The organism is Actinocatenispora sera (genome assembly GCF_018324685.1).
GTDB lineage: Bacteria > Actinomycetota > Actinomycetes > Mycobacteriales > Micromonosporaceae > Actinocatenispora > Actinocatenispora sera.
This window is the reverse complement of sequence record NZ_AP023354.1, coordinates 1,270,210-1,295,706: the sequence shown is the minus strand read 5'-3', so window position 1 is coordinate 1,295,706 and position 25,497 is coordinate 1,270,210. Positions and strand designations below refer to the sequence as shown.

General features: G+C 73.1%; 25 protein-coding genes. 9 read left to right on the top strand and 16 right to left on the bottom strand.

What is annotated here, in order from left to right:
* The first annotated feature begins 75 nt into the window (after window positions 1–75).
* Window positions 76–1,317 (top strand): MFS transporter, encoded by a 1,242-nt coding sequence (locus tag Asera_RS06060; RefSeq protein ID WP_030445347.1) that lies wholly within the window; start codon window positions 76–78, stop codon window positions 1,315–1,317.
* A gap of 50 nt (window positions 1,318–1,367) precedes the next feature.
* On the opposite strand, the gene Asera_RS06055 is transcribed toward Asera_RS06060, so the two are convergent.
* Window positions 1,368–2,207, bottom strand: a complete 840-nt coding sequence (locus Asera_RS06055; RefSeq protein WP_030445346.1) for an acyl-CoA thioester hydrolase/BAAT C-terminal domain-containing protein — start codon at window positions 2,205–2,207, stop codon at window positions 1,368–1,370.
* Between the two features lie 136 nt (window positions 2,208–2,343).
* On the opposite strand from Asera_RS06055, the gene Asera_RS06050 reads away from it, so the two are divergent.
* Both Asera_RS06050 and Asera_RS06045 read left to right on the top strand, forming a co-directional pair.
* Entirely contained in the window at window positions 2,344–2,883 is a 540-nt protein-coding gene (locus Asera_RS06050) for a YbhB/YbcL family Raf kinase inhibitor-like protein (protein WP_030445345.1), read from the top strand.
* 55 nt (window positions 2,884–2,938) lie between these two features.
* Complete coding sequence (locus Asera_RS06045; RefSeq protein ID WP_030445344.1) at window positions 2,939–3,574, top strand: DUF6518 family protein; 636 nt, start codon at window positions 2,939–2,941, stop codon at window positions 3,572–3,574.
* A gap of 101 nt (window positions 3,575–3,675) precedes the next feature.
* Here the strand turns inward: Asera_RS06045 and Asera_RS06040 are convergent, their stop codons facing one another.
* The 5 genes from Asera_RS06040 to Asera_RS06020 form a co-directional block, all read right to left on the bottom strand.
* Complete coding sequence (locus Asera_RS06040) at window positions 3,676–4,437, bottom strand: D-Ala-D-Ala carboxypeptidase family metallohydrolase (protein ID WP_030445343.1); 762 nt, start codon at window positions 4,435–4,437, stop codon at window positions 3,676–3,678.
* Between the two features lie 139 nt (window positions 4,438–4,576).
* Window positions 4,577–5,725, bottom strand: coding sequence for an acyl-CoA dehydrogenase family protein (locus tag Asera_RS06035; protein WP_030445342.1), 1,149 nt, complete (start codon window positions 5,723–5,725; stop codon window positions 4,577–4,579).
* A 27-nt stretch (window positions 5,726–5,752) separates the two neighbouring features.
* Window positions 5,753–7,282 carry an acyl-CoA carboxylase subunit beta gene (locus Asera_RS06030; RefSeq protein WP_030445341.1) on the bottom strand — a complete coding sequence of 510 codons (1,530 nt, stop codon included), beginning with the start codon at window positions 7,280–7,282 and terminating at the stop codon, window positions 5,753–5,755.
* A 321-nt stretch (window positions 7,283–7,603) separates the two neighbouring features.
* Window positions 7,604–8,809 (bottom strand): chaplin family protein, encoded by a 1,206-nt coding sequence (locus tag Asera_RS06025; RefSeq protein WP_084131075.1) that lies wholly within the window; start codon window positions 8,807–8,809, stop codon window positions 7,604–7,606.
* A gap of 181 nt (window positions 8,810–8,990) precedes the next feature.
* A complete protein-coding gene (locus tag Asera_RS06020; protein WP_030445339.1) occupies window positions 8,991–10,244 on the bottom strand; it encodes a hypothetical protein in 1,254 nt (417 codons plus the stop codon).
* Window positions 10,245–10,577: 333 nt separating this feature from the next.
* On the opposite strand from Asera_RS06020, the gene Asera_RS06015 reads away from it, so the two are divergent.
* The gene (locus tag Asera_RS06015) at window positions 10,578–11,444 is read left to right on the top strand and encodes an LLM class flavin-dependent oxidoreductase (protein ID WP_211255518.1); all 867 of its coding nucleotides are present in this window, start codon (window positions 10,578–10,580) and stop codon (window positions 11,442–11,444) included.
* A 62-nt stretch (window positions 11,445–11,506) separates the two neighbouring features.
* Here the strand turns inward: Asera_RS06015 and Asera_RS06010 are convergent, their stop codons facing one another.
* The 8 genes from Asera_RS06010 to Asera_RS05975 form a co-directional block, all read right to left on the bottom strand.
* Window positions 11,507–12,106, bottom strand: a complete 600-nt coding sequence (locus Asera_RS06010; protein WP_157034718.1) for a Uma2 family endonuclease — start codon at window positions 12,104–12,106, stop codon at window positions 11,507–11,509.
* Window positions 12,107–12,226: 120 nt separating this feature from the next.
* Window positions 12,227–13,141, bottom strand: a complete 915-nt coding sequence (locus tag Asera_RS06005; protein WP_030445336.1) for a hydroxymethylglutaryl-CoA lyase — start codon at window positions 13,139–13,141, stop codon at window positions 12,227–12,229.
* Window positions 13,138–14,493, bottom strand: coding sequence for an acetyl-CoA carboxylase biotin carboxylase subunit (locus Asera_RS06000; protein ID WP_030445335.1), 1,356 nt, complete (start codon window positions 14,491–14,493; stop codon window positions 13,138–13,140). Before Asera_RS06000 ends, Asera_RS06005 begins: the two co-directional genes overlap by 4 nt.
* Before the next feature lie 405 nt (window positions 14,494–14,898).
* Window positions 14,899–17,298: an ATP-binding protein gene (locus tag Asera_RS05995; RefSeq protein ID WP_051801988.1), complete on the bottom strand. Its 2,400-nt coding sequence runs from the start codon at window positions 17,296–17,298 to the stop codon at window positions 14,899–14,901.
* Window positions 17,299–17,416: 118 nt separating this feature from the next.
* Window positions 17,417–17,992, bottom strand: coding sequence for a TetR/AcrR family transcriptional regulator (locus tag Asera_RS05990; protein WP_030445333.1), 576 nt, complete (start codon window positions 17,990–17,992; stop codon window positions 17,417–17,419).
* A gap of 96 nt (window positions 17,993–18,088) precedes the next feature.
* The gene (locus Asera_RS05985) at window positions 18,089–18,952 is read right to left on the bottom strand and encodes a DUF1444 domain-containing protein (RefSeq protein WP_157034717.1); all 864 of its coding nucleotides are present in this window, start codon (window positions 18,950–18,952) and stop codon (window positions 18,089–18,091) included.
* A 157-nt stretch (window positions 18,953–19,109) separates the two neighbouring features.
* Window positions 19,110–19,310, bottom strand: coding sequence for a DUF397 domain-containing protein (locus tag Asera_RS05980; protein ID WP_030445331.1), 201 nt, complete (start codon window positions 19,308–19,310; stop codon window positions 19,110–19,112).
* Between the two features lie 17 nt (window positions 19,311–19,327).
* On the bottom strand, window positions 19,328–20,191 hold the full coding sequence (locus tag Asera_RS05975; RefSeq protein ID WP_244843757.1) for a helix-turn-helix domain-containing protein: 864 nt from the start codon (window positions 20,189–20,191) through the stop codon (window positions 19,328–19,330).
* A 473-nt stretch (window positions 20,192–20,664) separates the two neighbouring features.
* Between Asera_RS05975 and Asera_RS05970 the strand changes: the two genes are divergently transcribed.
* From Asera_RS05970 to Asera_RS05955, 4 genes are all read left to right on the top strand, one after another.
* Complete coding sequence (locus Asera_RS05970; RefSeq protein WP_030445329.1) at window positions 20,665–20,898, top strand: hypothetical protein; 234 nt, start codon at window positions 20,665–20,667, stop codon at window positions 20,896–20,898.
* Window positions 20,895–21,137 (top strand): hypothetical protein, encoded by a 243-nt coding sequence (locus Asera_RS05965; protein ID WP_030445328.1) that lies wholly within the window; start codon window positions 20,895–20,897, stop codon window positions 21,135–21,137. Before Asera_RS05970 ends, Asera_RS05965 begins: the two co-directional genes overlap by 4 nt.
* Before the next feature lie 4 nt (window positions 21,138–21,141).
* The gene (locus Asera_RS05960) at window positions 21,142–21,699 is read left to right on the top strand and encodes a GNAT family N-acetyltransferase (protein ID WP_030445327.1); all 558 of its coding nucleotides are present in this window, start codon (window positions 21,142–21,144) and stop codon (window positions 21,697–21,699) included.
* Between the two features lie 100 nt (window positions 21,700–21,799).
* Window positions 21,800–22,240, top strand: coding sequence for a hypothetical protein (locus Asera_RS05955; protein ID WP_030445326.1), 441 nt, complete (start codon window positions 21,800–21,802; stop codon window positions 22,238–22,240).
* 117 nt (window positions 22,241–22,357) lie between these two features.
* Here the strand turns inward: Asera_RS05955 and Asera_RS05950 are convergent, their stop codons facing one another.
* The gene (locus Asera_RS05950) at window positions 22,358–22,993 is read right to left on the bottom strand and encodes a VanZ family protein (RefSeq protein WP_035295892.1); all 636 of its coding nucleotides are present in this window, start codon (window positions 22,991–22,993) and stop codon (window positions 22,358–22,360) included.
* Window positions 22,990–23,715, bottom strand: coding sequence for a TetR/AcrR family transcriptional regulator (locus Asera_RS05945; protein ID WP_030445324.1), 726 nt, complete (start codon window positions 23,713–23,715; stop codon window positions 22,990–22,992). Before Asera_RS05945 ends, Asera_RS05950 begins: the two co-directional genes overlap by 4 nt.
* A gap of 84 nt (window positions 23,716–23,799) precedes the next feature.
* Here Asera_RS05945 and Asera_RS05940 point away from each other — a divergent pair, with 84 nt between their 5' ends.
* Window positions 23,800–25,401 (top strand): FAD-dependent monooxygenase, encoded by a 1,602-nt coding sequence (locus Asera_RS05940; RefSeq protein ID WP_030445323.1) that lies wholly within the window; start codon window positions 23,800–23,802, stop codon window positions 25,399–25,401.
* Window positions 25,402–25,497 lie beyond the last annotated feature (96 nt).

Here is a 25,497-nt window from a genome sequence, read left to right as displayed (position 1 = left end):
GCGCAGGCGTGGGCCCGCGCGCTGTGACCGGAAACTCGTAGCGGTGGCGGAGCGCGCTCTGTTAGTACCAGTAGCGTGCTCGCCCCTTACCGTCGCATCCTCGCCACCCCGCACCTGCCACTGCTGCTGGTGATGTCGCTGCTGGCCAGGCTGTACGCGACGGGCATGGCGCTGGCCATCACGTTCCTCGTCGCCGGCTGGACCGGCTCGTACACCCTGGCCGGCGTCGTGACCTCGGCGCTGATCATCGGCAGCGGCATCGGCGGCCCGCTGCGCGGCCGGTCGGTGGACCGCAAGCCGGCGCCGCGGCTGCTCGTCCTGACCAGCTTCGGGTACGCGGCGGGCATCGGGCTGATGGCGCTGCTGCCGGCGGCGTGGTGGCCGGCCGCGCCGGTTCTCGCATTCCTCGCCGGGCTGTCGCAGCCGCCGGCCGGGCAGATCGCGCGGTCGGTGTGGTCCCGGCTGCCGGACGCGTCCGCCCGGGAGGCGAGTTACGCGGCCGAGGCGACGCTGCAGGAGCTGCTGTTCGTGGTCGGACCGATGCTCGCGGCGCTGCTGGTGGCGCTGGTCAGTGCGCGCGCGGCGGTCGGCGCCTGCGCGGTACTGGCGCTGCTCGGTTCGGCCGGCTTCGCGCTGGTGGTGCACCGGTCCGGGCTGCAGACCCGGCCGGCGGCGGAGCGGCCGGAGCAGCACCGGCGCGAGTCGCCGTTCGCGGTGCTGCGCTCCCCGGGCCTGGTGTCGGTACTGGTGGTGATGGCGCTGCTGGTGGGCGCGCTGACGGCCGGCGACATGGTGGTGGTGGCGTGGGCGCGGGACCGCGGTACCCCGTCGCTGGCCGGCGTGCTCGGCGCCGTCTGGGCGGTCGGTTCCGGGGTCGGCGGGCTGTTCCTCGCCGGTCGCGGCGGGCAGCGGCTGCCGCTGCGGGTCGGGCTGGTCACCGGCGGCCTGGTGTTGCTGGCGCTGGTGTTGCCGCCGGTGCTGGCGCACCCGTCGCCGCTGCTGGTCGCCGCGGTGCTGCTGGTCGGCGGTACCGCCATCGCGCCGGCGATCGCGGCGGCCAACTCGCGGCTCGGCGCGCTCGCCCCGGACGACCGGCGGGGCGAGGCGTTCGGCTGGATGACCACGGCCACCACGGCCGGCGGCGCGGTGCTGTCGCCGGTGGTCGGCGCGCTGCTGGACCACCTCGGTCCGGCCGCCGCGGCCGGGTTCGGCGGTCTGATCGTGCTGCTCGGTACGGTGCTGGCCCGCCGGGTCCCGCAGGCGCCGGCGCCGGTGCTGGCCACGACCGGCAGCACCGCCCCGGTCTCGCCCAGCTGAGCACGCGGCGCTGGTCGTGGCGCCAGGGCGTCGCGCCTGTACCGCGAGGGTCAGGACAAGCCGAGGGCGGCGAGCAGGTGCGGGAGGGCACGGGCGCCGAGTTCGGCGTCCGCGGCGGCGTCCCCGCCGTACCGGAACTGCTGGGACGGCGCCGGCTCGGGCTCACCGGGGAGGTACGCGCGGTGCCCGGCGGTGTCCGAGTCGACGACCGTGATCCGGCGGCCGGCGGCCCGGCGCCGCGCGGCGAGCTCGCGGGCGAACTCGGTGGACTGCCACATCTCGTCGTCGCCGCCGGCGACCAGGACGACCTCGCCCCGGATGCGCTCCACCGGAATCGCCGCCGCCTTCGCCTCGGCCGGGAACGCGGCGAGGCTCCGCTCGTACAGCGGGCGGCACGCCACCGGCGGCTCGGGGTCCGGACCGTCGTCGTACGGCACGAACGGCAGCGGCTCACCGCGCCAGGTCCAGCACGACCGGTACGGCTTCGTCACCCCGTCCCGGCCCGGCCCGACGTTGGCCCACACCACCGACGTCGGCGCGAACGCACCGACCAGGTCGAGCCGGTCGTCCCGGATGCCGGTCAGCAGCGCCGCCTCCGCACCCTTCGACACCCCGACCATGCCGAGCTTCGGCGGGTCGTACCGGCACAGCAGGTCGAGGGCGGCGGTGAACGTCTCCAGCGGTACCTCGCAGATGCCGGGCGGCTGGCCGGGCCCGCCGAACCAGCGGATCGACGCGGCGAGCGCACCGCGCTCGGCGAACACCCGGGCCCGGTCGGAGTCGATCCGGCCGCTGGAACCGGCCACGACCAGCACCGCCGCCCGTGGCGGCTCGTCCGGCAACCACAGCACGCCGGTGGGTTCGCCGGGCAGCGCCTGTTCGGTCGGCATCGCAGCCACCTCCCCCGCCGATCATCCCAGGGGCCGCGGCGCAGAATGCCGGTACCCCGCTGGCACATCCGGCGTAGGTTCGCCTGGTGGCGCGCCAGCGCGCCAGCCAGACCCGACGATCCCGAAAGGAGGCGGCATGACGACGAGCCGACCGCGGCCGCCGGTGCCGTACGACTTCCTGCCGCCGGTGCCGTCGTTCCCGGTGTCCAGCACGGACATCGCGGACGGCCAGGTGCTGCCGCAGGCCCATGTCGAGGACGACGACGGCAGCGTGTCGCCGCAGCTGTCCTGGAGCGGCGCCCCGGCCGGTACCCGCAGCTACGCGGTGACCTGCTTCGACCCGGACGCGCCGACCGGCTCCGGCTTCTGGCACTGGGTGCTGTTCGACATCCCGGCCGACGTGACGGAACTGCCCACCGGTGCCGGCTCGGGCGACTTCCTCGGGCTGCCGGTCGGCGCCAAGCACGGCCGCAACGACTACGACGAGCAGGGGTTCGGCGGTGCCGCGCCGCCGCCGGGACACGGCCCGCACCGGTACATCTTCGCGGTGCACGCGCTGGACGTGCCGACGCTCGGGCCGGACGCGGGCGCTCCGCCGGCGTACGTCGGGTTCAACATGTACGGCCACACGCTCGGTCGCGGCCTGCTGATCGCCACGTACGAGAACAAGGGCTGACACGTCCGGGGTTTCACCGGATGCGACGGCTCCGCGGCGCCGGGACGATGACGGGGTGACCGTCTCGTCCCCGACCGCGGTACCGACCCGGGTTCGCGGCGGCGCCGCCACCCTGCTGGTGGCGGTGCTGGCCGGGCTGGCCCTCGGCGCCGTCGACCTCGCCGGCCAGCTGCTGCTGCCGTACCCGTGGGCGAACCTGGCCAACTCGCCGGCGGTGTGGGCCGCCGCCGCGTTCGCCCTGGGCGCCGGGCTGCGGGCCGGCCGGGCCCGGGCGATCGCGGCCGGCATCGTGCTGCTGCTGGTCGCGGTCGAGAGCTACTACCTCGCGGCGACCCTGGTGCTCGGCGACGACCTGGCCAACCTGTGGTCGCCGACCACGCTGATCTGGCTGTTCGCGGGCGTACTGGCGGGCGTGGTGTTCGGTCCGGCCGGGGCGGCGTGGCGGGCCGGCCGGTGGTGGCCGGCGACCGTCGCGGTCGCGCTGCTGGGCGCGGTGTTCGTCGCCGAGGGCGCTCGCGCGTTCCGGACCGTCAACCTGCCGACCGGGGCGATCCTGGCCGTGCTCGGCCTGGCGCTGGTGCTGCTGCTGGCCCGGTCGGCCCGGCAACGGTTGGTCGCCCTGGCCGTCCTGGTGCCGCTCGCCGCGCTCGGCGCCGTCGGCTATCTCGGCGCCGGCCTGGCCACCGGCTGACCGAGTCGCGCCGGGACACCGGCTGACCGGACCGCTCGGGCCGCCGCCGGGTCACGGCTGACCGGGCCGCTCGGGGTCGAGCGGCCCGGCTCCGGCGGCGGTCAGACGGTGCCGGACTCCCACCACCAGCCGCGGCCGAACTCGGCCTGGCTGTCCACGTGCTGGTGGTCGGTCGTGTAGCGCTCCAGCCCGGAGAAGCCGCAGGTCTCGGCGTGCTGGTAGATCGTCTTGTAGGTGATGCCGGAGACGTACATGTCGGCCGCCGCACCGTAGGTGTGCATGCTGCCGACGATGCCGCCGACATCGGCGTTGTGCTGCTTGTTGCGGAAGCCGGAGTTGATGTGGATCGGCAGGTTGCCGAGCTTGACCCGCAGCGCCTCCAGCTTGTACATCAGCCGGCGGACGTTCTCCTGCGCGCTCGCCGCGCTGACCGCGCCGCCGGCGAAGCTGCCGGTGCGGCTGTCCCACAACTCGCTCCAGGCGAAGTGCGCGGTCGAGCCGTCGCTCTTGGCCAGCGCGTTCAGCTTCGACTGGGTGTTCGCGCCGACGATGCCGTCGACGGCCAACCCGTACGCGCGCTGGAACCGTTCGACCGCCGCGAAGGTCGCCGGGCCGAACTGGGCGTCGATGGCGAGGTAGACCTTCGCGGCGCTCGAGGTCGGCCAGCCGGCGATCCGGATCTGCAGTTCCCGCACCGCGGTACCGGACGCGCCCTGCCGCAGGGTGCCGCCCCACGGGTACGCCTGGGCCGGCGCTGCGAGCAGCGGGCCGGCCACGGCGCCGGCGCCGACGGCGAGCGCGCCGACGGCGGCGTTGCGCAGCAGTCGCCGGCGGCTCGGGGAGAACGAGAAGCTGTCCGTCACGATCGCTCCTTGAGGGGAAGAGCGGGTAATGACGGAATAGTGCAGGATTACGAAGAACGGCGCCAGCAGCCGGTCGACCGTCGGTCGATCGACCGATAGGCAGTCGATCGACGCCGAACCGGCCGCCGGCGCACGGGTGTCACAGGCCGAGGTCGCGGGCGATCAGCAGCCGCTGCACCTCGCTGGTCCCCTCGCCGATCTCCAGGATCTTGGCGTCCCGCCACATCCGGGCCACCGGGAACTCGTTCATGAACCCGTACCCGCCGTGGATCTGGGTCGCCTCGCGGGCGTTGGTGACCGCCGACTCGGAGGCGTAGAGCTTGGCGATGGCCGCCTCGGTCTTGAAGTCCTCGCCCGCGAGCATCCGCGCGGCGGCGTCGTAGTAGGCCAGCCGGGCGGTGTGCGCGCGCAGCTTCATGTCCGCGATCTTGAACTGGATCGCCTGGTAGGCACCAATCTCGTGGCCGAACGCCGACCGCTGCTTGGCGTACTTCACCGACTCGTCGACGCAGCCCTGGGCCAGCCCGACCGACAGCGCGGCGATCGCGATCCGCCCCTCGTCGAGGATCCGCAGGAACTGGGCGTACCCGCGGCCGCGCTCGCCGACCAGGTTCGCCACCGGTACCCGACAGTCCACAAAGGACAGTTCGTGCGTGTCGGAGGCGCACCAGCCGACCTTGGAGTACTTCGGGCCGACGGTGAACCCGTTGGTACCGCTGGGAACCAGGATCGACGAGATCTCCGGCCTGCCGTCGGCCCGCCGGCCGGTGACCGCGGTGACCGTGACGAAGTCGGTGATGTCGGTACCGGAGTTGGTGATGAACGACTTGCTGCCGTTGATGACCCAGCTGTCACCGTCGAGCTCGGCCCGGGTCCTGGTGGCCCCCGCGTCCGAACCGCCGCCCGGCTCGGTCAGCCCGAACCCGGCCAGCGCCTCACCCCGGCACAGCCGCGGCAGCCACCGCCGCTTCTGCTCCTCGGTACCGAACCGGTAGATGGGCATCGCGCCCAGCGAAACGCCGGCCTCCAGGGTGATCGCCACCGACGAGTCGACCCGGGCCAGCTCCTCCAGCGCCAGGCACAGCGCGAAGTAGTCGCCGCCCATCCCGCCGTACTCCTCCGGGAACGGCAGGCCGAACAGCCCCATCTCCCCCATCCGCTTCACCACTGGGTAGGGGAACTCCTCGCGCTCGTAGCAGTCGCCGATCACCGGCGCGACGACCTCGGTGGCGAAGTCCCGCACCGACTCCCGGAGTGCCGCCTGCTCCTCGCTGAGCCTGAACTCCATTGTGGACGCTCCTTCGTGGATGGCCGGTCAGACCGGGGTGACGCCGTGGCGACGGTCGGCGAAGTCGCGGCCCTTGCCGGCGGCCGCCGCGTACCGCGCGATCAGCTCGCCGCGTAGCTCGGCCGGCTCGACCACGGTGTCCACCACCAGCTCGCCGGCCAACCGCATCACGTCGATGTCCGCCTCGTACTCGGCGCGCCGGGCCGCGACGAAGTCCGCGCGCTCGTCCTCCGGAAGGGCGGCGATCTTCTTCGCGTACACCGCGTTGACGGCCGCGTCCGCACCCATCACCGCGATCTTCGCGGTGGGCAGCGCGATCGTCGCGTCCGGCTCGAACCCGGGGCCGGCCATCGCATACAGCCCCGCCCCGTACGCCTTGCGCACCACCACGCACATCTTCGGCACGGTGGCGCGGGCGACCGCGCTGATCATCTTCGCACCGTGCCGGATGATGCCGGCCTTCTCCACCGCGGTACCGACCATGAAGCCGGGCACGTCGGACAGGAACAGCAGCGGCACGTTGAACGCGTCGCACAGCTCGATGAACCGGGTCGCCTTGTCGGCCGAGTCGATGAACAGCACGCCGCCCTTGAACATCGAGTTGTTCGCGACGACGCCGACCCCCTCGCCGTTCAGCCGGCCGAAGCCGATCGTCACCTCGCGCGCCCACAGCGCCTGGATCTCGAAGAACGAGTCGGCGTCGACAAGCCCCTTGACGTACCGGCGCATGTCGAACGCCTGCCGCTCGGACACCGGGACCAGCTTCGCGAGGTCCACGTCCGGCGCGGCGACCGGCTCGGCGCTCGGTGGCTGCTGCCGCCAGTTCGACGGCAGGTAGCTCAGGTAGCGGCGGACCACGTCCAGCGCGGCCGGTTCGTCGGAGACCAGGAAGTGCCCGACGCCGGACTCCTTGCAGTGCACGGCGGCGCCGCCCATCGCCTCCAGCGTGGTCTTCTCGCCGGTGACCATCTCGACCATCCGGTCCGACCCGAGGTACATCGAGGCGTTGCCCTCGACCATCACGACCACGTCGCAGAACGCCGGGATGTACGCACCGCCCGCGGCGCTCGGCCCGAACAGCGCGCAGATCTGCGGGATCGACCCGGACGCGCGCACCTGCTCGTGGAAGATGCGCCCGGCGCCGCGCCGGCCCGGGAACAGCTGGACCTGGTCGGTGATCCGGGCACCGGCCGAGTCGACCAGGTAGATCATCGGCACACGCTCGGCGTACGCCCGCTCGATGACCCGGATGATCTTCTCGACGGTACGGGCGCCCCAGGAGCCGGCCTTGACCGTCGAGTCGTTCGCCATCAGCCGCACCGGGCGCCCGTCGACGGTGGCCCGGCCGGTGATCACGCCGTCCGCGGGCAGCCCGTCGGTCTGGGCGTTGGCGAGCATCCCGTCCTCGACGAAGCTGCCGTCGTCGACCAGCAGCGCCACCCGCTCGCGGGCGAACAACTTGCCGCGGCCCCGGTTCGCCTCGTGGTACTTCTCGGCGCCGCCCGCGGCGATCCGCTTGCGCAGTCGTGCCAGCTCGGCAGCTGGGTCCTCCGGCATCGACACCGGGCGCCTCCGATCGTGGTCCCTACGAATACGTAGCTGAACGATCGTTAGGGTAGCTCAGCCGGCGCCGCGGCACCATCCGGACGCCCGACCTGCGACGACGGACACCGGGCCGGTCGGCCGGGGCGCACGACGACGGACACCGGGGCTGGTCGGCGAGGCGCACGACGGCGGGCCCCCGCCGCGTGGCGAGGGCCCGTCGAGGTGGTGCCGTGAGTGACAGGTGCAGTTATGTGAGACGGGGTCGGTTGGGGGCTACCCCGGTTCGTTCGGTACCCGGCCCCGAACCTGTGGTCGGGGCCGGGCTTCAGCGAATCAGTGCTGGGCGGCGACCGCGGTCGAGCTGCCGTTGACGCCCACGCCGACGCCGAGCACGCCGACGCCGTTGCCGGCCACGTTCACCGGAACCTGGATCGGCGCGTGCACCTGGGTGCCGTTGGCGATCCCGGAGTTGCCGGCGGAGACCATGTCGGTGCCGTGCGACGAGGCGATCGCGGGCAGCGTGCTCGCGGTCTTGGCCGGCTTCGCGGCCTCCGCACCCTCGGTCGAGGTCGCCATCGAGTGGTAGCCGCCACCCTGGTGGCCGCCCTCGCCCGACAGCGCGGCCGCGCCGCAGTTGCCGGAGATGCCGATCCCGGCACCCAGCACGCCGACGCCGTTGCCGCACACGTTCACCGGAACCTGGATCGGCATGTTCACCTGGGTGCCGTTCAGGATGCCCTTGTTGGCGGCGGACACCATGTTGGTGCTCTCCTGCGCCGACTCGGCACGGTGCGCCACCGAGGTGCAGTCGCCGGACACGCCGGCGCCCAGGCCGAGCACGCCCACGCCGTTGCCGCAGACGTTGACCGGAACCTGGATCGGGGCGTTGACCTGGGTGCCGTTCAGGATCCCGGCGTTGCCCACCGAGCCCATGTTGGTGCTCTCCGGCGCGTACGCAGACTCCTGCGCGGCGGCGACGCTGGTGCAGTCGCCGGAGACGCCGATCCCGGCACCCAGCACGCCGACGCCGTTGCCGCAGACGTTCAGCGGCACCTGGATCGGCACGTTGACCTGGGTGCCGTTGCCGATGCCCATGTTGCCGGCCGACACCATGTCGGTGCTCTCCTGCGCCGACTCGGCCCGGTGCGCCACCGCGGTGCTGGAGCCGTTCACGCCGATGCCGACGCCGGCCACGCCGACCCCGTTGCCGGCCACGTTCGCCGGCACCTGGACCGGGACGTTGGCCTGCGTGCCGTTCACGATGCCCTTGTTGTCGGCGGACACCAGGTTGGTGCTCTCGGCGCGGTCCGCGACCGAGGTGCTGCTGCCGTTCACGCCCAGCCCGACGCCGGCGACACCGACGCCGTTGCCGGCCACGTTCGCGGGAACCTGCACGGGGGCGACCACCTGGGTACCGTTGCCGATCCCGTCGTTGCCGGCGGAGACCGCGTTGCTGGCGTGCGCCATGCTGGCGCCGGCCAGCAGGAACCCTGCGGAGAGGATCCCGACCCGAGCGGTACGACGAACCCATGTCTTCATGAGGAAATGCCTTTCCGAATTTCGTGAATGAATGCAACAGGAATTGCCGTCGGGCAGCGTGCACCCGACATCGATCAGTCAATTACTGAATTGAGCGGGACGGTCGTTTTCGCCGCCGTGTGATGGCTGCGACGAGCGGACGAACAATGCCTTGCCAGAAACGCTCGGCGGGCGATCCCGCTCAGTCCGGTGAGACGACCGGGTCGGCCTCGGAAAGGCGAGGCAGCCCGATCTGTGCCGCGGCCGGCCGGACCCGCAGGGCCTGGTCTCCGATCGCGGCGTACGCCCCGGTCGGTGCGAAGGCACCGCCGTGCGGGGAGGAGGCCGCCGAGACGGCGGAGCCTCCGCTGGTGATCCCCGTACCCAGTGGCGCGGGCGCGGGGGTTCCCGGTGCCGGGTAGCCGGTACCGGGAGACCGGAAGCCGGCACTGGCCGCTTCGGTACCCGTCCAGGTCGCGAACGGGTGCGACGCGCAGCGCGACGCCGGTACCGCCGGGTGGGCAAGCCCACCGGCGGGCAGGTGCCCACCCAGCCACGGCGCCTGGTGCGGCGCCGCGAGGATCGGCACGCCGAATCCGGACAGCGGATCGGAACCACCCGTCAGCACGCCTGTCACCGGGGTCGCAACGCCGTCGGCCATCCCTGGGAGCGGATGCACGACGGCGCCCAACAAGCCGGTCACCGGGCGCGTGGCAGAGACGAGTGGGCCGGTCAGGGTGTCCGTAACGGGCCGCGTGGTGGCTGCGACGGTCGAGGTGACGGGTCGGGTGACGGCCGCCAGTGCGCCGATCACCGGGCTCTGGTTGAGCCCACCGGCGATCGGTCCCACCGCGGTCGTCACAGGCCCGGTCACCGGACGCGTCGCGTCCGCCACCGGTCCGAGCACGGGACGGGTCGCGTCGGCCAGTTGGCCGAGCGGCGCCGGTCCGGATGCCCCGGCGGCTGGTTCGCCGGCCGGGGTGGTGGCCGAGTCCGTCGACGGACGGGTCGGCCGGGTGCAGGCCGGGCCGGCCTGCGGGTTCGTCGGCGCAGCCGCACCGTGCTGGGCGGCGTCCGCCGAGCACGTGGAGTTGGCGACCGGTGCGGTGCGCGGGGCGTTCCCGTGGTGCGAGCCGGCGGCAGGCCGGTCGCACGTCTCGTCTCCGGCGGCGGTACCGCCGGAAGTCTGGTTGTCGCCTGCGGTCAGGCTGTGCAGCGTCGAACCGACGGCGTGCGTGGTGGCCGGGAGCAGACCGGCCTGGCAGCTCGGCGCCGGGGCGCTGTCGTCGTGCGTGGGCGAGGCGCTGGCGACCTGGCTGCCCAGGAACCAGGCGGCACTCGCGGCGCCGGCGAGGACGAGGGCCCGCAGGCCGTACCGAAGGGCGCGGGAGCGGCGCGCGGTCGCGGGTGCGCAGCAGCGCGGGTCGCGCTCTCCGCCTCGCGTCCGGTCGCCCATCTACGCAACACCTTTCATGGCCTTTACGGCTTTCGTCCCTGGTTGGGATCATGCCCGAAAAGCAGCTCGGTCGCAACTGATTGTGCAAGTCGCGGCACGATCTGTAGAACTCAACGAGAACCGTCGATCGGGGTCACGCCGAGATCGAGAAAAAATCGAGCGCTCCGCAATTGCCGGATGGCAGTGCGGTACCGCACTGACCGTTGCGACACGACAACGGATCGAGGATGGTGCTGATATCGGCCCAGCGCACTGACAGGTCGGGCGGCACGTCGGACCGGGCGGTCGATCCGGCGAGTGGTGGGCACGGCCGATCATGAGGTTCGGCGACGGGTGGCGAGCGGGCAGGAGGTGCACATGGGTGTCTCGTACGCGGTCGGACTGCCGAACGTCGGCGAGTTCGGCGACCCGCGCACGCTGCTGGAACTGGCCGTCGCCGCCGAAGAGAGCGGCTGGGACGGCGTGTTCGTCTGGGACCACGTGCTCTACCACGAGCCGGACTGGCCGGTCGCCAACTCGGTCGTGGCGCTGTCCGCGATCGCCGCGCGGACCCGGCGGATCCGGCTCGCCCCGCTGATGACCGCGCTGCCCCGCCGGCGGGTCCAGGTGGTCGCCCGGGAGATCGCCACCCTGGACGTCCTGTCCGGCGGTCGGATGATCTTCGGTGCCGGCCTCGGCTCGATGGACCGGGAGTACGCGGCGTTCGGCGAGAACGCTTCGCTGCGGGCCCGGGCCCGCCGGCTCGACGCCTCCCTGTCGGTACTGGCCGACCTGTGGGCCGGCGATGCCGTCAGCCGCGGCGAGCCGGTACCGGTGGAGCAGGTCAGCATGCGCCCCACCCCGGTGCAGCGACCCCGCCCGCCGATCTGGTGCGCCGGCCGCTGGCCCGCCACCGCGGGCTTCCGCCGCGCCGCGGCCTGGGACGGCGTCATGCCCATCCACACCGACTACGGCCGCGGCACCATCATGCCGGCGAGCACGCTGGGCGAGATCCGCGACCTGATCGCCACCCGCCGGAACGGCATGCAGGGCTTCGACATCGCGCTGGAGGGCCGCACCGAGCCGGCGACCGCCACCGAGACGATCGCGCCGTACGTGCGGGGCGGGCTGACCTGGTGGGTGGAGGCGATGGGGTGGTGGCGCGGCGGCGTCCGGGAGGCGTGGTCCCGCATCCTCGCCGGCCCACCCGACTCACCGTGATCGCCTTGCACCGCAACGCGTTCCGATATCCCGCTGGGCGGCCGGGGGCCGGGCCGAGCCCGTCAGGAGAGTTCGCGCAGCCGGATCTCGCTGTCGAACGGCGCCGGTAGCGTCAGCACGCCGGCCGGCGGCGCGTCGGCCACCAGCTCGTACTTGTCGGAGTCCAGCCGGTACAGCTCGCCGAGGAAGCCGGCCGGCGTCTCCTCGACGATCAGGTACCACTCGATGCCGGCGTCCCGGTACGCGGTCATCTTGTCGCCGCGTTCCTCGCCGCCACCGGGCGAGACGACCTCCCCGACGAGTACCACGTTGGCCGGCTCCATCGGCCGCCCGTGGCGGAACTCCTTCAGCACCAGCACGTCCGGCGCCCGGTACCGACGCCCGTCGGCCATCCGCACGTCGACTTCCATCAGCACACGCTTGCGGTCGCCGAGCACTTCCTGAAACAGCCCGGCCAGCGTCATGCTGGCGAACATGTGCTGGGCGGTGGGACCGGGGGTCAAGATCAATCTCCCGTCGTGGAGCTCGGCCCGCACGCCCGGGGGCAGTGCCTCGTAGTCCGCCTCGGTCCACTCACCACCGTGGAAGAGCACCAACTCGCCGAGCTCGCGGGCCTCGTCGCCGGCGTGGCTCGGCGAATCGACGCGAGCTGCTTCGGTCATGGTCGGCACCTCCTCGGCCCGAATCTACCCAGTACACGGACCTCGACGACGGTAACGGAACCACGCGATGACGAACACCAAGCGTGACACCGGTCGATACCCGGCGCGGGCCGGGCCGGCTCAGGCGGGGATGGTGCGGTAGCGGGGGCCGGCCCGGAGCACACCGGACGGCAGTTCCTTGCCGACGATGTCCTGCGCCAGCGCCGCCACCTCGACCAGCGCGTCGAGGTCGATGCCGGTCTCGATGCCCATGTCGTGCAGCATGTGCACGACCTCCTCGGTGGCCACGTTGCCGGTGGCGCCCGGCGCGTACGGGCAGCCGCCCAGGCCACCGATGCTCGCATCGAACTCGGTGACGCCCAGCTGCATCGCGGTCAGGATGTTCGCCAGCCCCGTCCCGCGGGTGTTGTGGAAGTGCAGCAGCATCGGGATGTCCGGCTGCCGGTCGCGTACCGCGGTGACGAGCTCGGTGACCCGGCGCGGTGTGGCCATCCCGGTGGTGTCGCCGAACGCGACCCGGTCGGCGCCGTCGGCGACCACCCGGTCCACGATGGACGCGACCCGCGCCGGCGCCACGTCCCCCTCGTACGGGCAGCCGAAACTGGTCGCGACGATCACCTCGACGCGGGCGTTCTCGCCGTGCAGCAACGAGATCAGCTCGGCGATGTCGTCCAGCGACTCGTCCGTGGACCGGTTCACGTTCTTCCGGTTGTGGGTGTCGCTGGCCGACACGACGACCTCGATCTCGGTGAACCCGGCGGCCAGCGCCCGCCGCGCGCCGCGCGAGTTGGGCACCAGCGCGGAGTAGCGGACGGCCGGGTCGTGGCTGCTGCCCGACCACACCTCGTCCGCGTCGGCCATCTGCGGGATCGCCTTGGGGTGCACGAAGCTGACCGCCTCGATCCGGCGGATTCCGGTGCGCGGCAACGCATCCAGCAGCCGGATCTTGGCCTCGGTCGGGACCGGGTCCTCGTTCTGCAGCCCGTCTCGCGGGCCGACCTCGCGGATCGACACCCGCGCCGGCAGCTCGGTCATCGCTGTCCTTCCTTCGTGGACGGTGCGCGCATCCGGCCGATGATGCCGGTGTCGTACGCCCCGGCGACGAACTCGGCGTTGTCCAGCAGTTCGGCGAAGAACGGCAGGTTGTTCTTCGGCCCCTCGATCCGGAACTCGGCGACCGCCCGGCGGGCCCGCGCGAGCACGGTGTCGCGGTCCGGGCCGGACACGATCAACTTCGCCAGCAGCGAGTCGTACGCCGGGGTCACGGTGGTGCCGGCCGCGTAGCCGGCGTCGACGCGGACTCCGTCGCCGGTGGGTTCGACCCAGGTGCGCACCGGGCCGGGGCCGGGCAGGAACCGCTTCGGATCCTCGGCGTTGACCCGCAGTTCCAGCGCGTGGCCGGTGATCGAAAGCGCCGCCGGGTCGAAGCCGGGGTCCTCGCCGGACGCGATCCGCAGCTGCGCCTCGACCAGGTCGATGCCCAGCGTCGCCTCGGTGATCGGATGCTCGACCTGCAGCCGGGTGTTCATCTCCAGGAAGAAGAAGTCGCCGGAGTCGGGGTCGAGCAGGCACTCGACCGTACCGGCGTTGCGGTAGTCCACGGTCTCGCCCGCGAGCTGCGCAGCGCCGAGCAGCCGGGCCCGCAGCTCCGGGGTCACCGCCGGCGACGGCGCCTCCTCGGCGACCTTCTGGTTGCGCCGCTGCACCGAGCACTCGCGTTCGCCCAGCGCGACGACCCGGCCGTCGGCCAGGCCGAGGATCTGCACCTCGATGTGCCGCACCCGCGGGAAGTACCGCTCGATCAGCACGCTGCCGTCGCCGAACATCCGCTCCGCGAACGCGGTGACCTTCTCGTACTGTGCGCGCAGCTCGGCCTCGTCGGCCGCGGCGGCCATGCCCATCCCGCCGCCGCCCGCGGCGGCCTTCACCATCACCGGGTAGTCGATCGCCCGGGCCGCCTCGACCGCGGCGTCCACGCCGGCCAGCGGCGTGGTGGTACCCGGCGAGACCGGGACGCCGGCCGCGGCCATCAGGTTCCGCGCGTTGATCTTGTCGCCCATCTGCTGGATCGCATCGGCGGGCGGACCGACCCAGACCAGGCCCGCGTCGGCGACCGCGCGGGCGAAGTCCGCGTTCTCGGACAGGAAGCCGTACCCGGGGTGGATCGCCACGGCGTTGGTCTTCCGGGCCGCGGAAAGGATCGCGTCGGCGTTCCGGTACGCCTGGGGCGCGCCGATGTCGACCGCCTCGTCCGCCTCGGCCACGAACGGGAGGTCGGCGTCCAGCTCGGAGTGCACCGCGATGGTGCGCACCCCGAGCCGGCGCGCGGTCCGGATGACCCGGCGCGCGATCTCCCCGCGGTTGGCGATCAGCAGCGACTCGATCACGTGCCCTCCTGCCGTTCCGGTATCGGCTTGAACGATCGTTAGGGTACCCCGGTGTCCCACCGACCGGGCGGCCCGCGCCGCGCGTTCCGGGACGCCTCGCGGCGCCGGCCGGACGAAACCCGGTGGCCGGCATGCCGCATCGTCGGCGCGGCACGCCGAACCGGACACCAGTACCGAAGCCACTATCCAGGTCAAAACGGGCTTGTTACCAGCGGGAAACTACGGACGGCAACGAAACTGCATGTCGTACTTCCTGGCCCGGGCCGTTACCGGCCCGCACGATCGTTGTGCGGTTGCTGCCGGTGCCGGGTGCAGGATCCGGGCCGAACGGGGGGCGGCCTGACTCCTTTCCCCGGCACCGCAGCAGTCCGTCCACCGCACCGGCCGTGCCGCCGACACGCCAGCTCAGCGCAGCAGCGCGCGCACCCGGGCGGCCGCGGCCGGCTCCGCCAGCTCGTCCAGCCGGGCCGCGGCCCGGCGCAGCACCTCCCGGGCGGTCGCCACCGAGCCGGTCGCGGCGAGCGCCCGGCCCAGCGCGGTCAGCGCGGCCACCTCGTCCTCGACCCGACGCGCCCCGGCCGGCAACTCCTCGTACAGGGCGAGCGCGCGCCGGGCGTGCTCGGCGGCCACCCGCGGGCGCCCCAGCACCAGGCAGGTGACCGCGAACTCGCCCAGCACGCTCACCTCGGCGCGCCGGTCGGCCAGTTCCTCGGTGATCCGTACCGCCCGGGTGTGCTCGGCGAGCGCCGCGTCCGGCTGCCCCAGGCCGGCCAGCACCGTGCCCAACCGGCTCGCCACCGCCGCCTCGAACTGGCCGCCGCCCAGGTCGCGGGCGATCCCCAGCGCCTCGGTCAGATGCTCGTACGCGGCGTCGTCCTCGCCGGCCTCGTGCTCCAGCTGGCCGAGGTTGCCCAGCGCGGTGACCTGGGCGGACCGCGCGTCGGCGACGCGGGCGGCGGCCAGGCTGTCCAGCAGCGACCGGCGCGCCGCCGCGATCCGGTCCGGCCGGCCCGCGGTCGAGCGGCCCGCCTCGTACATCAGCCGGCGGCCGATGCTGTTCAGGATGCCGGCCTCGGCGTCCTTGGCGCCGGCGGCGCGGAACGCGGCGAGCGCCAGCTCCTGGTGCCGGGCCGCCTCGTCGGGCCGGCGCTGCTCCAGCAGCGCGAACCCGAGGCGCTTCTGCTCGGTACCCACCAGCAACGGGTCGCCGGCCCGATCGGCCAGCGTCACCGCGCGGCGGGCACCGCGCTCCAGCGCCACCAGGTCGCCGCGCAGGAACGGGTACAGGTTGATCAGGCTGGCCAGCCGGGCCACCGTCAGGGCCGGCGTGGGGATGCCGGGCTCGGTGGCGATCCGACGCAGCAGCACGTCCAGCGCGGCCCATTCGGTGCGGTACCAGGTGGCCGCCTGCTCCCGGGAGCCGAACGTCGGGCCGGGCGTGCGCGGCGGCGGGAACGGCGGCCGGCTCGCCGGCCACAGCGCCAGGTCGGCCTGGTACGCGGTCGCCGCCAGGTGCTCGACCAGCCGCTCCAGTGCGGCCCGGGACTGGGCCGGGTCGAGCTCGTCGGTGAGCAGTTCGCGGGCGAACGCGTGCAGCAGGTCGTGCTGCCGGTACCGGCCGAGTTCCGGGCTCTCCAGCAGGTAGGCGTCGACGAGCTGCTCCAGCAGCAGCTCGGTGTCGGCCTCGCTCGCACCGGCGAGTACCGCCGCGGCGGCGGTGGCGACGTCGTGCCCGGGCCAGTGCCCGAGCAGCGCGAACAGCCGGGCCGCCGGCGGCGACAGCCGGTCGTAACTGACCCGGAACGACGCCCGGACGGCCAGGTCGCCGACCCGCAGCTCGTCCAGCTTGCGGCGGGACGCGGCGAGCCGGTCGGCGAGCGACGAGACGGTCCAGGCCGGGCGTACGGCCAGCCGGGCGCCGACGATGCGCACCGCGAGCGGCAGCCGGTCACAGGCCGCGACCACCCGCGCCGCCGCGTCCGGCTCGTACGCCACGCGTTCGGCGCCGGCGATCCGGCCCAGCAGCACCGTCGCCTCGTCGTCGCCGAGCCGGCCGATCGGCACGTGCCGGGCACCGACCAGGTCGGGCAGCCGGTACCGGCTGGTGACCAGCACCGCGGAACCGGGGCCGGCCGGCAGCAGCGGCCGGACCTGGGCGGCGTCCCGCGCGTCGTCGAGCAGGACCAGGACGCGGCGGCCGGCGAGCGCGGTGCGGTACCGGCCGATCCGGGCGGACAGGTTCTCGCCCCGCTCGCCCGGCTCGGCGCCGAGCGCGGTCAGGAACCCGGACAGCGCGGACGCCGGGTCGACGCCGCCGGACCGGCTGCCGGCAAGATCGAGGTAGAACTGCCCGTCCGGGTACCGGTGGCGCAGCAGGTGCGCGGCGTGCACGGCGAGGGCGGTCTTGCCGGCGCCACCGCCGCCGCCGAGCACGACGATGTGCACGCCGCTCTCGTCACCGGCGCCGAGCGCCTCGGTGAGCCGGGACAGTTCGGCGATCCGGCCGGTGAAGTCGGGCAGGTCGGTGGGTAGCTGGGCCGGCCCGGTGGCGTCGCCGGACATCCGGCGGCCGCGGGCGACCGCGGCGAACCGTTCGGCGTCCAGGCCGGTCAGGCCGAGCGCGGCGGCGAGCCGGTCGACGGTGCCGCGGCGCGGCCGGGACGCCTCGCCGCGTTCCAGGTTGCTGAGCGCCCGGACGCTGAGCTGGGCGCGTTCGGCCAGCTCCTCCTGGGTGAGGCCGGCCGCGTTCCGGGCGCTGGCGAGCACCTCGGCGAAGGACGCCTCGGCCGGCGAGTCGGGCTCCACGGAGTGAGATTATTTGCCCCGGCACCGACAGACGCGGTAGCTCTGTCGGACTTCCGGCAAGAATTCACGCAGGTCACTGACGGTAACGAACTCTCAGTGATCAAGCGTTGCCATACGGTCAGGAAAGCAGGGCGGCCTTGGTGGCCGCCCGCAACAGCGTCGCGCGGCGGTCCCGATCGAGCTCGGCGCCGATGAACGGGGTGGAGTTCATCAGGCCGAACGCGGCGTGCGCGAGCACCCGGGCAGCCGGTCGCGGCAGCTCCGCGCGCAGCTCGGTGAGCACCTGCACCCACTCCTCCACGTACTGCCGCTGCAGCCGGCGAATCTCCCGCCGCGGCTCGTCCGGCAGCCGGTCCAGTTCGTGCAGGTGCAGGGTGATGACAGCGGGATTTTCCAGGGCAAACTCGACATGGAAGTCGAGCAACGCGTCCAGCGCCGTCGCCGGATCGGCCGCGCCCTTGATCCGCTCCTGGCTCGCCGACAGCAGGTGTTCGCTGACCGGGATCAGCGCCGCCGCCACCATCGACTCCTTGCCGGAGAAGTGGTGGTAGAGCGCGGGGCCGGTGACGCCCGCCGCCTTGCCGATCTCGTCCATCGAGACACCGTGGTAGCCGCGCCGCGCGAACAGGTCGACCGCGACGTCAAGAATCTCCTCGCGCCGCGACCGGCGCCCGTTCGATTGCCCGGCGGTCATCGCGCCAGCCTAGCCGCACCCCGAACGGTCGCCGGGGCGCACCGGCCGTTACCACGATGTGGTCGACCGGCCGGCCAGGGCGGGTACCAGAAATCCTCAGCCGCGGCCCAGGTGCTCCATCAGCGCCTGGAACTCCGGGGTCAGCACGATCGACACCTCGTCGGCGGTGGTGCGCAGGTCGGCGGCGAGGTCGACCGCGCCGTCGTGCCAGTGGTACAGCGCCGCGGCGATCGGCCGCTCCGCCTTGGCGTACTTGTCGAGCGCGGCGCCCGCGAGCACCTCACCCGCCGCGTACACGGTGCCGTCGGTCAGCGGGTGCACGTAGATCGCGCCCTCCGCCGGCACCGCCAGCAGCGCCCCGTACGGCCCGACCACCGGGTACCGGTCGAGCCAGAACAGGTGCCCGCTGGCGTAGTCCTCGTCCCCCGCCAGCACCGCGATGTCGGCGCCGTCCATCACCTCGCGCTGCACCAGCTCCAGCGCCTGGCCGGCCCGGACGTTGGCCCGGCCCAGGTCGAGCAGCTCGTCCGGGCCGAGCGGCCAGTCGGCGACCCGGTCGGCCGACGGCGTCATCACCGCGGTGGGCCGGTCGATCACCAGGCACTCCTCGATGCCCGGCGCCACCGGCCGGCGCACCGGCACCAACTCGTCCGGGATCTCCCGCTCGACCGGGTAGATCCGGACGCGCAGCTGCGCGCGCACCTCGTCCAGGCTCTCCCCCGTCTGGTCCTGGTCGGCGTCGCCGAGCTGGTCCAGGAAGTCGTCGATCAGCACCCGCCACTGGTCCCGCGGCGCCTGCTCGGTCCGCCGGCGCAGGTTGTCGAGATGGATCGTCCACGGGGTACCGGACGAGGCGCCGACGATCTCCAACTCGTCCGCCGACACCACCGTCACCGCCAGCCCGCGGTTCTTCGCGCGCAGCCGGAACAGCCACAGCAACGGGTCGTCGTTCACGCTCACCTACCAGCTCGCCGGACGTATCAGCACAGCCTGCCAAGCCCGCACAACCACACCAGGTCAGCGCCGCCCGCACGATCGGTGAGCCGCACCGTAAGTGTCCATAATGGACAGACGAAGCGACGCCCCCGGGTGGCGGGGGCGTCGCTTCGTTCCCTGGTTACAGCTTGCCGGACCGGACGGCTGCGGTGAACGCACCGAAAGCACGCGGCGCGACCACCAGCGCCGCCCCCTCCGGATCCTTACTGTCCCGCACGGCAACAACACCGACCAGGTTGTCGGCCACCTCGACACAGTTCCCGGTCGATCCCGATCGGCTGCTCTTACGCCACCGGGCGCGGGCGAGGTCTGCTCTGGACATCCCGCGCCTCCCTTCCGCTACGAGGTCAATGCCTTCGCAATGCTACGCAGCAGATCGCGCGACTTCCGCGCCGGTAAAGCCTGTGCGCGGAGGCTCTCGAACACATCCGCATACGCAGCGAGTTGCCCGGGCAGATCAAGGTAGAGGGCGCCAGCCAGAGTGTCGACGTAGACCACCCGATCGTCGATCGGTCCGAGCGGGAAAGGGTCAGGCGGCGGCGGGAAGTCGAGGATCACGAACGATCCGTCGAACCCGACGCCCTGTTCAAACTCGACGATCTGCAGTTCGACATTGGGGCGGTCAGCCGCCTCGATCAGGCGTTCACACTGATCACGCATAGTCGCCGGCCCGCCGACCAACCGCCGGAGCGCCCCCTCGTCCAGTACGACGATGAGCTGTGGCGGGTCGACACTGTCCAGGATTCGCTGGCGCTCCATACGCAGCGCCACCTGTTGTTCCATCCGGTTCGAGCTGCCGGTCTCGCAGACAGGAGCGTGCCGGATCGCCGCCCGCGCGTACTCCTCGGTCTGCAGCAGGCCCGGCACCATCTGGCACTCGTAGGTTCGAAGCGTCGCTGCGGCCGACTCCAGTCCGACATACTTGACGAACCAGTCGGGCATGACCTCGTCGTACGGTCGCCACCAGCCCTTCTGGCCCGCCTCCCGAGTGACTTGCAGGACGGCGTCCGCGGCCGGCCCATCCATCCCGTAGAGCCTGAGCAGCGCGGCGACGTCGTTGACACCGGGCCGGACCTGAGCGAGTTCGACCTTGGACAGCCATGAGCTGTTCTTGTCGACACTCCTCGATGCCTCGGCCGCAGTCAGCTCGGTGCGTTCCTCCCGGAGCCGACGAAGTGTCAGCGCGATGTGCCGGCGTTTCACTGTCGGACTGGTCGGTCTCATCCTTGGCGCCACGATGAAGGCCTCCTCTGGGCAGTTGACACCCCCGCCACCTTATGCCATTAGTTTCGAGCGAATCGCTCATAGCGTCTTGCTTTTAGCGGCACGTTGAGTCAACATCACGTGTGTCGGATGTGACGCTTGGCGGTTGTCAGTGACGCGGAGCGTGAGGTTCGACGCTGCGCGCGGAGCGGTGGCTCTCGCGCGAATCCGGCTCGTCGCCGTACCCGACGGGCCGGCCGGAAAGGTTGGGGGCGCGGCGAAAGCTTGCCGGCACCGCCGCGCCCCCGGCCCCATCAACCGAACCCTTGGAGACAGTCGATGGAGCTCGTTCACCGTACCGCGAGCGCGGTACGCACACTGTTCCGGCGCTGTCGCGCCCAGCGCGTCCGGCGCTGTCGCGGCCAGCGCGTCGAGATCGCCGCCCGCCCGATCGATCCGAACGGGTGCCGGCGATGACCTTCCAGACCGAGGCGCTGCTCGCCTCGCTCGCCATCATGATCACGACCGCGCTGTGTTGCGCGCTGATCCTGTACCTCGCCGACCGGGCGATCATCCGGTGGGAGCGGCGGAAACCCGTCGCCGCAACGGATCCGTACGCACAGGCACAGGCGCTCGCGGCACGGCAGCTGGCGCTGCGCCACCGGCACGGATCCGCGCCGCTGCCCGCGCTCGGCCCGAGCCGGTGAGCGGGCCCCGACCGGCGGTCGGTGACCTCGTCGCGCTGCCGCGGTACCTGTCGGACCGGCCGTACCGGGTGCTCGCGGTGGCGGACTCGATGATCCCCGGCTGGGTGCACCTCGGTGGCTACCTCATCCGCGCCGACCTGACCCAGTGGCTGGTCGACTACGAAGTACCGGCCAACCAGCTCCGGTTGCTCGACGACGCGGTGCTGCCGGTGTACGACAGCGCCCGCCGGATAAAGTGAGCCGATGGGTGTGGGGATCGGGGAGGACCCGCTGACGGGCCGGTTGGTGCGGTTGCGGGCGGTGACCGAGGACGATCTGCCGACGCTGGCGCGGTGGTGGGCCGACCCGGCGGTGGCCACGTTCCAGGACGGCGGGCCGCTGCACCCGAAACCCGCCGCGCAGCTGATCGACATGCTCCGCTCGTGGAGCACGAACGAGTCGCTCGACGTCGGCCTCGCGGTGACCACGCTCGACGGCGAACTGGCCGGGCACGCCGCGCTGCACCAGATCCGGCCGAAGGACCGGGTCGGCACGTACGGGATCATGATCGGCCCGGAGTTCCAGAACCGTGGCCTCGGTACCGACACCACCCGGGTGATGCTGCGGTACGGGTTCACCGAGCTGAACCTGCGGCGCATCCAGCTGCTCGCGTTCGGCTACAACGAGCGGGCGATCGCCGCGTACCGCAGGGCCGGGTTCCGGGAGGAGGGGCGGCGCCGGGAGGCCACGTTCCGCGGCGGCAGCTACCACGACGAGGTGCTCATGGGCGTGCTGCGCCGGGAGTGGGCCGAGCCGTCCTGACTCCGTCCACTGTGGACCGTCCGCGGAACGGGACCAGCGAGGGAGGCGGCTCCCTCGCTGGTGGGAGTCGCCGGCCGGGCCGGCCGGACAGGCTTGCGGCATGACCACCCTCGATCGCCGACACTCGTCCGCGACCCGGTACGGCCGGGTCGACACCGTCCGCCGCTGGGCCAGCCGGGCCGGAGCCGTCGCGCTGGTCGGCATCGGCATCGCGCACACCGCCGTCAACGGCTACGCCTACCTGAAGCACGGCGGCGGTTCGCTGCCTCTGTTCCTCGTGTTCGGGCTCGGGGTGAGCGTGCTCGCCTTCGCACTGGCTGCCGTCGCCTGGCGGTACGGCCGCCGGGACCGGCGGGCCGGTGGCGCCGCGCGGATCGCCGTGGCGGTCGCCGCCGCCCTGCTCTGCCTCACCGCGGTCAGCGTGCTCCGCAGTCATCCGTCGGTGATCTGGGTGCCACTCGGGCCCGGACCGTGGTCGCTACTCGGCGGCCCGGCGCTCGCCCTCGCGGCCTGCTGCCCGCGCGGGCGCACCCGGGGCTGACCGGTGCCGCCGGGCTCTTCGGCAGGAGGTGCCCGGCCGCCGGGCTCCCGACAGCGGCTTCGGCCGCGGCAGCGCTTCGGGAGCCCGCCGGTGGCCATCGCGCACCCGGCGGGTCGATCAGCGGCGAGCCGGAGCGCGGCCGGACCGGTCCGCGTCGTCCACTGTGGACCGTCGGGGCCAGAGCGGGCGGGAGGCCAGCGCGAACAGGCCGGCGCCGACCGCGTTGACCAGCACGTCGTCCACCGAGGACACCCGGCCGAGATCCGCCACGTACTGCACGGTCTCGATCAGCACCGAACCGAGCGCAGCGAGCAGCACGACGCGCGGCAGCGAGCGCAGCCGGGCGAACCGCACCGGCAGGAAGAACCCGGCCGCGGCGAACACCAACAGGTTCCCGATCAGTTGTATCTCCACGGTGTGCGCCGGCGTGCCGACCAGCGAGGCGAGATCGTCCAGCGGTAGCGGCTGGATCCGGCGCGACGCGTCCGGGTCCGGGGTGAGCGTCATCGCCAGCCACGGCAGGGTGCCGTAGACCGCGGCGACCTCGCACACCGCGTACCAGAGGGCATGCCGGGTCACCGGAGCCGCTGCCGCCGCACCGGCCGGCTGCACCGGCCTCGCGGGCGTCGGGCCGGTCGGGTGCGCCGGCGTCGTCAGCGCGCGGGCCCGGAGCAGGACGGCGAGGACCGCGACCGGGAGCGCGACGGCGAAACCGATCAGGATCAGGTGGTAGCGCGACCAGACCTCGGTCACCGGCGGTCGACCAGCCGGCCGGCGATGCCGTCGAGCAGGCAGTCCAGCCCGAGGGTGAACTGCCGGTCCGGGTCGACGTCGTGCGCCTCGTCGATCCAGCGGGCCAGGGTGGGGTAGCGCGGGTCGGCGGTGATGCGGTCGACGTGGGCGGTCGCCGTGGCGCGCAGCTCGGCGTCGGTGGTCACGCCGATCCGGCTGCGCATCCGGGCCTCCTCGGCCTCGTGCTGCGCGTACGACTGGGCGTGCCCGAGGACCATCCCGACGATGCTCATCATGGTGGTCACGTCGAGGCCGAGCCCGTCCACCGCGCGCAGCGCCCATTCGTTGTGCCACAAGGCGTTCGGGCCGAACATCGGCCGGTGGTGGGACAGCGCGACGAACCACGGGTGGCGGCGCAGCGTGTCGCGTTCGCGGTGGGCGAGCAGGGTCAGGTCGGCACGCCAGTCGCCGGACGGTACGGCCGGCAGCTCGATCTCGCCGTACACCGCGTCGAGCATCAGGTCGACGATGCCGTGCTTGCCGCCGACGTAGCGGTACAGCGACATCGGGGTCGACGAGCCGAGCGCGGTGGCGACCCGGCGCATGGTGACCGCCTCGGCGCCGTCGGCGTCCGCGATGGTCAGCGCGGCCCGGACGATGCTCTCCCGGCTCAGCGCCGGGCCGGCGGCGCGGCCGGTCGGCTCGGGCAGGTCCCACACCAGCCGCTCGTCGCGCGGGCTCACGGGCGCACCCTCGTCGCTACCGCCGGGAGCGGCCAGCACTTGCTCATGGCGTGACTCTAGCCTGTCGTGTACGTTGTACGCGTGATGTACGACGTACACGAACCTGAGCCCGTCCTGATCGTCGGCGCCGGCCTGGTCGGCCTGACCACCGCGCTCGCCCTCCACCACCACGGCGTGCCGGCCGTCGTGGTGGAGAAGCACCCCGGTACCTCCATCCAGCCCAAGGCGCGCCGGTTCAACTTCCGCACCATGGAGGTGTTCCGCGCCATCGGCGTCGCCGACGCCGTGTACGCGGCGGCCGAGGGGCTGTCCGCCCACCAGGGCATGCGCGCCGGCCGCACCCTCGTCGAGTCCGAGCCGCTGCCGCCGCCCCCGCACGTCGACTACGCCGACCTGCTCGCCGCGAGCCCCGAACGGTCCTGCCTGGTCGCCCAGGACCTGCTCGAACCCGTCCTGCTGCGCGAGGCGCGCGACCGCGGCATCCGGGTGCACTTCGCGACCACGCTCACCGACCTGGCCGACGACGGCACCGGGGTCACCGCCACCCTCACCGGCGCCGCGGCGACCGACGGCGCCCTCGCCGCGTCGTTCGGTGCCGGGTCCGCGGTCGAGGCCACCGGGGTCGGCACGCCTGGCGACGCCACCGTGGTGCGGGCGTCGTACCTGGTCGGGGCCGACGGGGCGCACAGCACCGTGCGGTCGCTGCTCGGCATCGAGCGCAGCGGGCTGGGGGCGCTCGGCGACGCGGTCACCGTGTACTTCCGCGCCGACCTCGGCGCGCTCACCGCCGGCCGCGAGTTCAACATCTGCCAGACCGAGCATCCCGCGGCACCCGGGGCGCTCGCCTCCGTCGACGGGCGGTACCGGTGGATGTTCATGACCGGGCCGCTGCTGCCGGTGGCCGACGATCCCACCGCGCCGGCCGACCCACGGTGGGCCGATGTGGTGCGTACCGCCATCGGGGCGCCGGACGTGCCCGTCGAGGTGCTGTCCGCGCTGGCGTGGCAGCCGACGATGCGCGTGGCGGACCGGTTCTCCGCCGGCCGGGTGCTGCTCGCCGGCGACGCCGCGCACGTGATGACGCCGTACGCGGCGGCCGGCGCCAACACCGGCATCCAGGACGCCGACAACCTCGCCTGGAAGATCGCCGCGATCCGCTCCGGCACCGGCGGCGCCGCGCTGCTCGACAGCTACCACGACGAACGGCACCCGGTCGCCTACCACGTCGCCGAGCAGTCCGCGCTGCGCACCGGTGGCCTGCGCGACCTCGCACCACCCACCCTGGACCACCCGTTCGCGCTGGTCGCGGGCGCACAGTACACCGCGGGTGCGGTCCTCGACGACGGCAGCGGCCCGCAGCCGACCGACCGGCTGGAACTGTCCGGCCGCCCCGGCACCCGGCTGCCGCACCTGCCGCTCGCCGGCGGCCGGTCCACCCTCGACCTGGCCGGCGCCGAACCGGTCCTGCTGCCCGCGCCGGACGCCGCCGGCTGGCGCGCCGCGGCCGAGAAGCTGTCCGTACCGGTCGCGGACGCCGGCCCCGGGTGGCCCGCCGCGGCCGGGCTGGCCGGCGACGGCGCCCTGCTGGTACGGCCGGACCGGATCGTGGGGTGGCGGTCTCCTACCACATCGGACGACCCGATCCGCGCCCTGACCAGCGCGATCGATGCCATCCTGGGCAGGTGAGCCGGTTCCGGGTCTCAGGGATTCACCCCATGGCGGCGGCGCCGCGCACGCAGCACCATGGATGGTGAGGCGGTCGGGGTGACCGCCGAGGATGAG

Excerpts from the sequence above, each read along its gene's own strand:
- Asera_RS06055 (WP_030445346.1), bottom strand. The coding sequence starts at position 2,207 with ATGCCGACCGAACAGGCGCTGCCCGGCGAACCCACCGGCGTGCTGTGG.
- Asera_RS06050 (WP_030445345.1), top strand. The coding sequence starts at position 2,344 with ATGACGACGAGCCGACCGCGGCCGCCGGTGCCGTACGACTTCCTGCCG.
- Asera_RS06035 (WP_030445342.1), bottom strand. The coding sequence starts at position 5,725 with ATGGAGTTCAGGCTCAGCGAGGAGCAGGCGGCACTCCGGGAGTCGGTG.
- Asera_RS06030 (WP_030445341.1), bottom strand. The coding sequence starts at position 7,282 with ATGCCGGAGGACCCAGCTGCCGAGCTGGCACGACTGCGCAAGCGGATC.
- Asera_RS06025 (WP_084131075.1), bottom strand. The coding sequence starts at position 8,809 with ATGAAGACATGGGTTCGTCGTACCGCTCGGGTCGGGATCCTCTCCGCA.
- Asera_RS06020 (WP_030445339.1), bottom strand. The coding sequence starts at position 10,244 with ATGGGCGACCGGACGCGAGGCGGAGAGCGCGACCCGCGCTGCTGCGCA.
- Asera_RS06010 (WP_157034718.1), bottom strand. The coding sequence starts at position 12,106 with ATGACCGAAGCAGCTCGCGTCGATTCGCCGAGCCACGCCGGCGACGAG.
- Asera_RS06005 (WP_030445336.1), bottom strand. The coding sequence starts at position 13,141 with ATGACCGAGCTGCCGGCGCGGGTGTCGATCCGCGAGGTCGGCCCGCGA.
- Asera_RS05990 (WP_030445333.1), bottom strand. The coding sequence starts at position 17,992 with ATGACCGCCGGGCAATCGAACGGGCGCCGGTCGCGGCGCGAGGAGATT.
- Asera_RS05980 (WP_030445331.1), bottom strand. The coding sequence starts at position 19,310 with ATGTCCAGAGCAGACCTCGCCCGCGCCCGGTGGCGTAAGAGCAGCCGA.
- Asera_RS05970 (WP_030445329.1), top strand. The coding sequence starts at position 20,665 with ATGACCTTCCAGACCGAGGCGCTGCTCGCCTCGCTCGCCATCATGATC.
- Asera_RS05960 (WP_030445327.1), top strand. The coding sequence starts at position 21,142 with ATGGGTGTGGGGATCGGGGAGGACCCGCTGACGGGCCGGTTGGTGCGG.
- Asera_RS05955 (WP_030445326.1), top strand. The coding sequence starts at position 21,800 with ATGACCACCCTCGATCGCCGACACTCGTCCGCGACCCGGTACGGCCGG.
- Asera_RS05940 (WP_030445323.1), top strand. The coding sequence starts at position 23,800 with ATGTACGACGTACACGAACCTGAGCCCGTCCTGATCGTCGGCGCCGGC.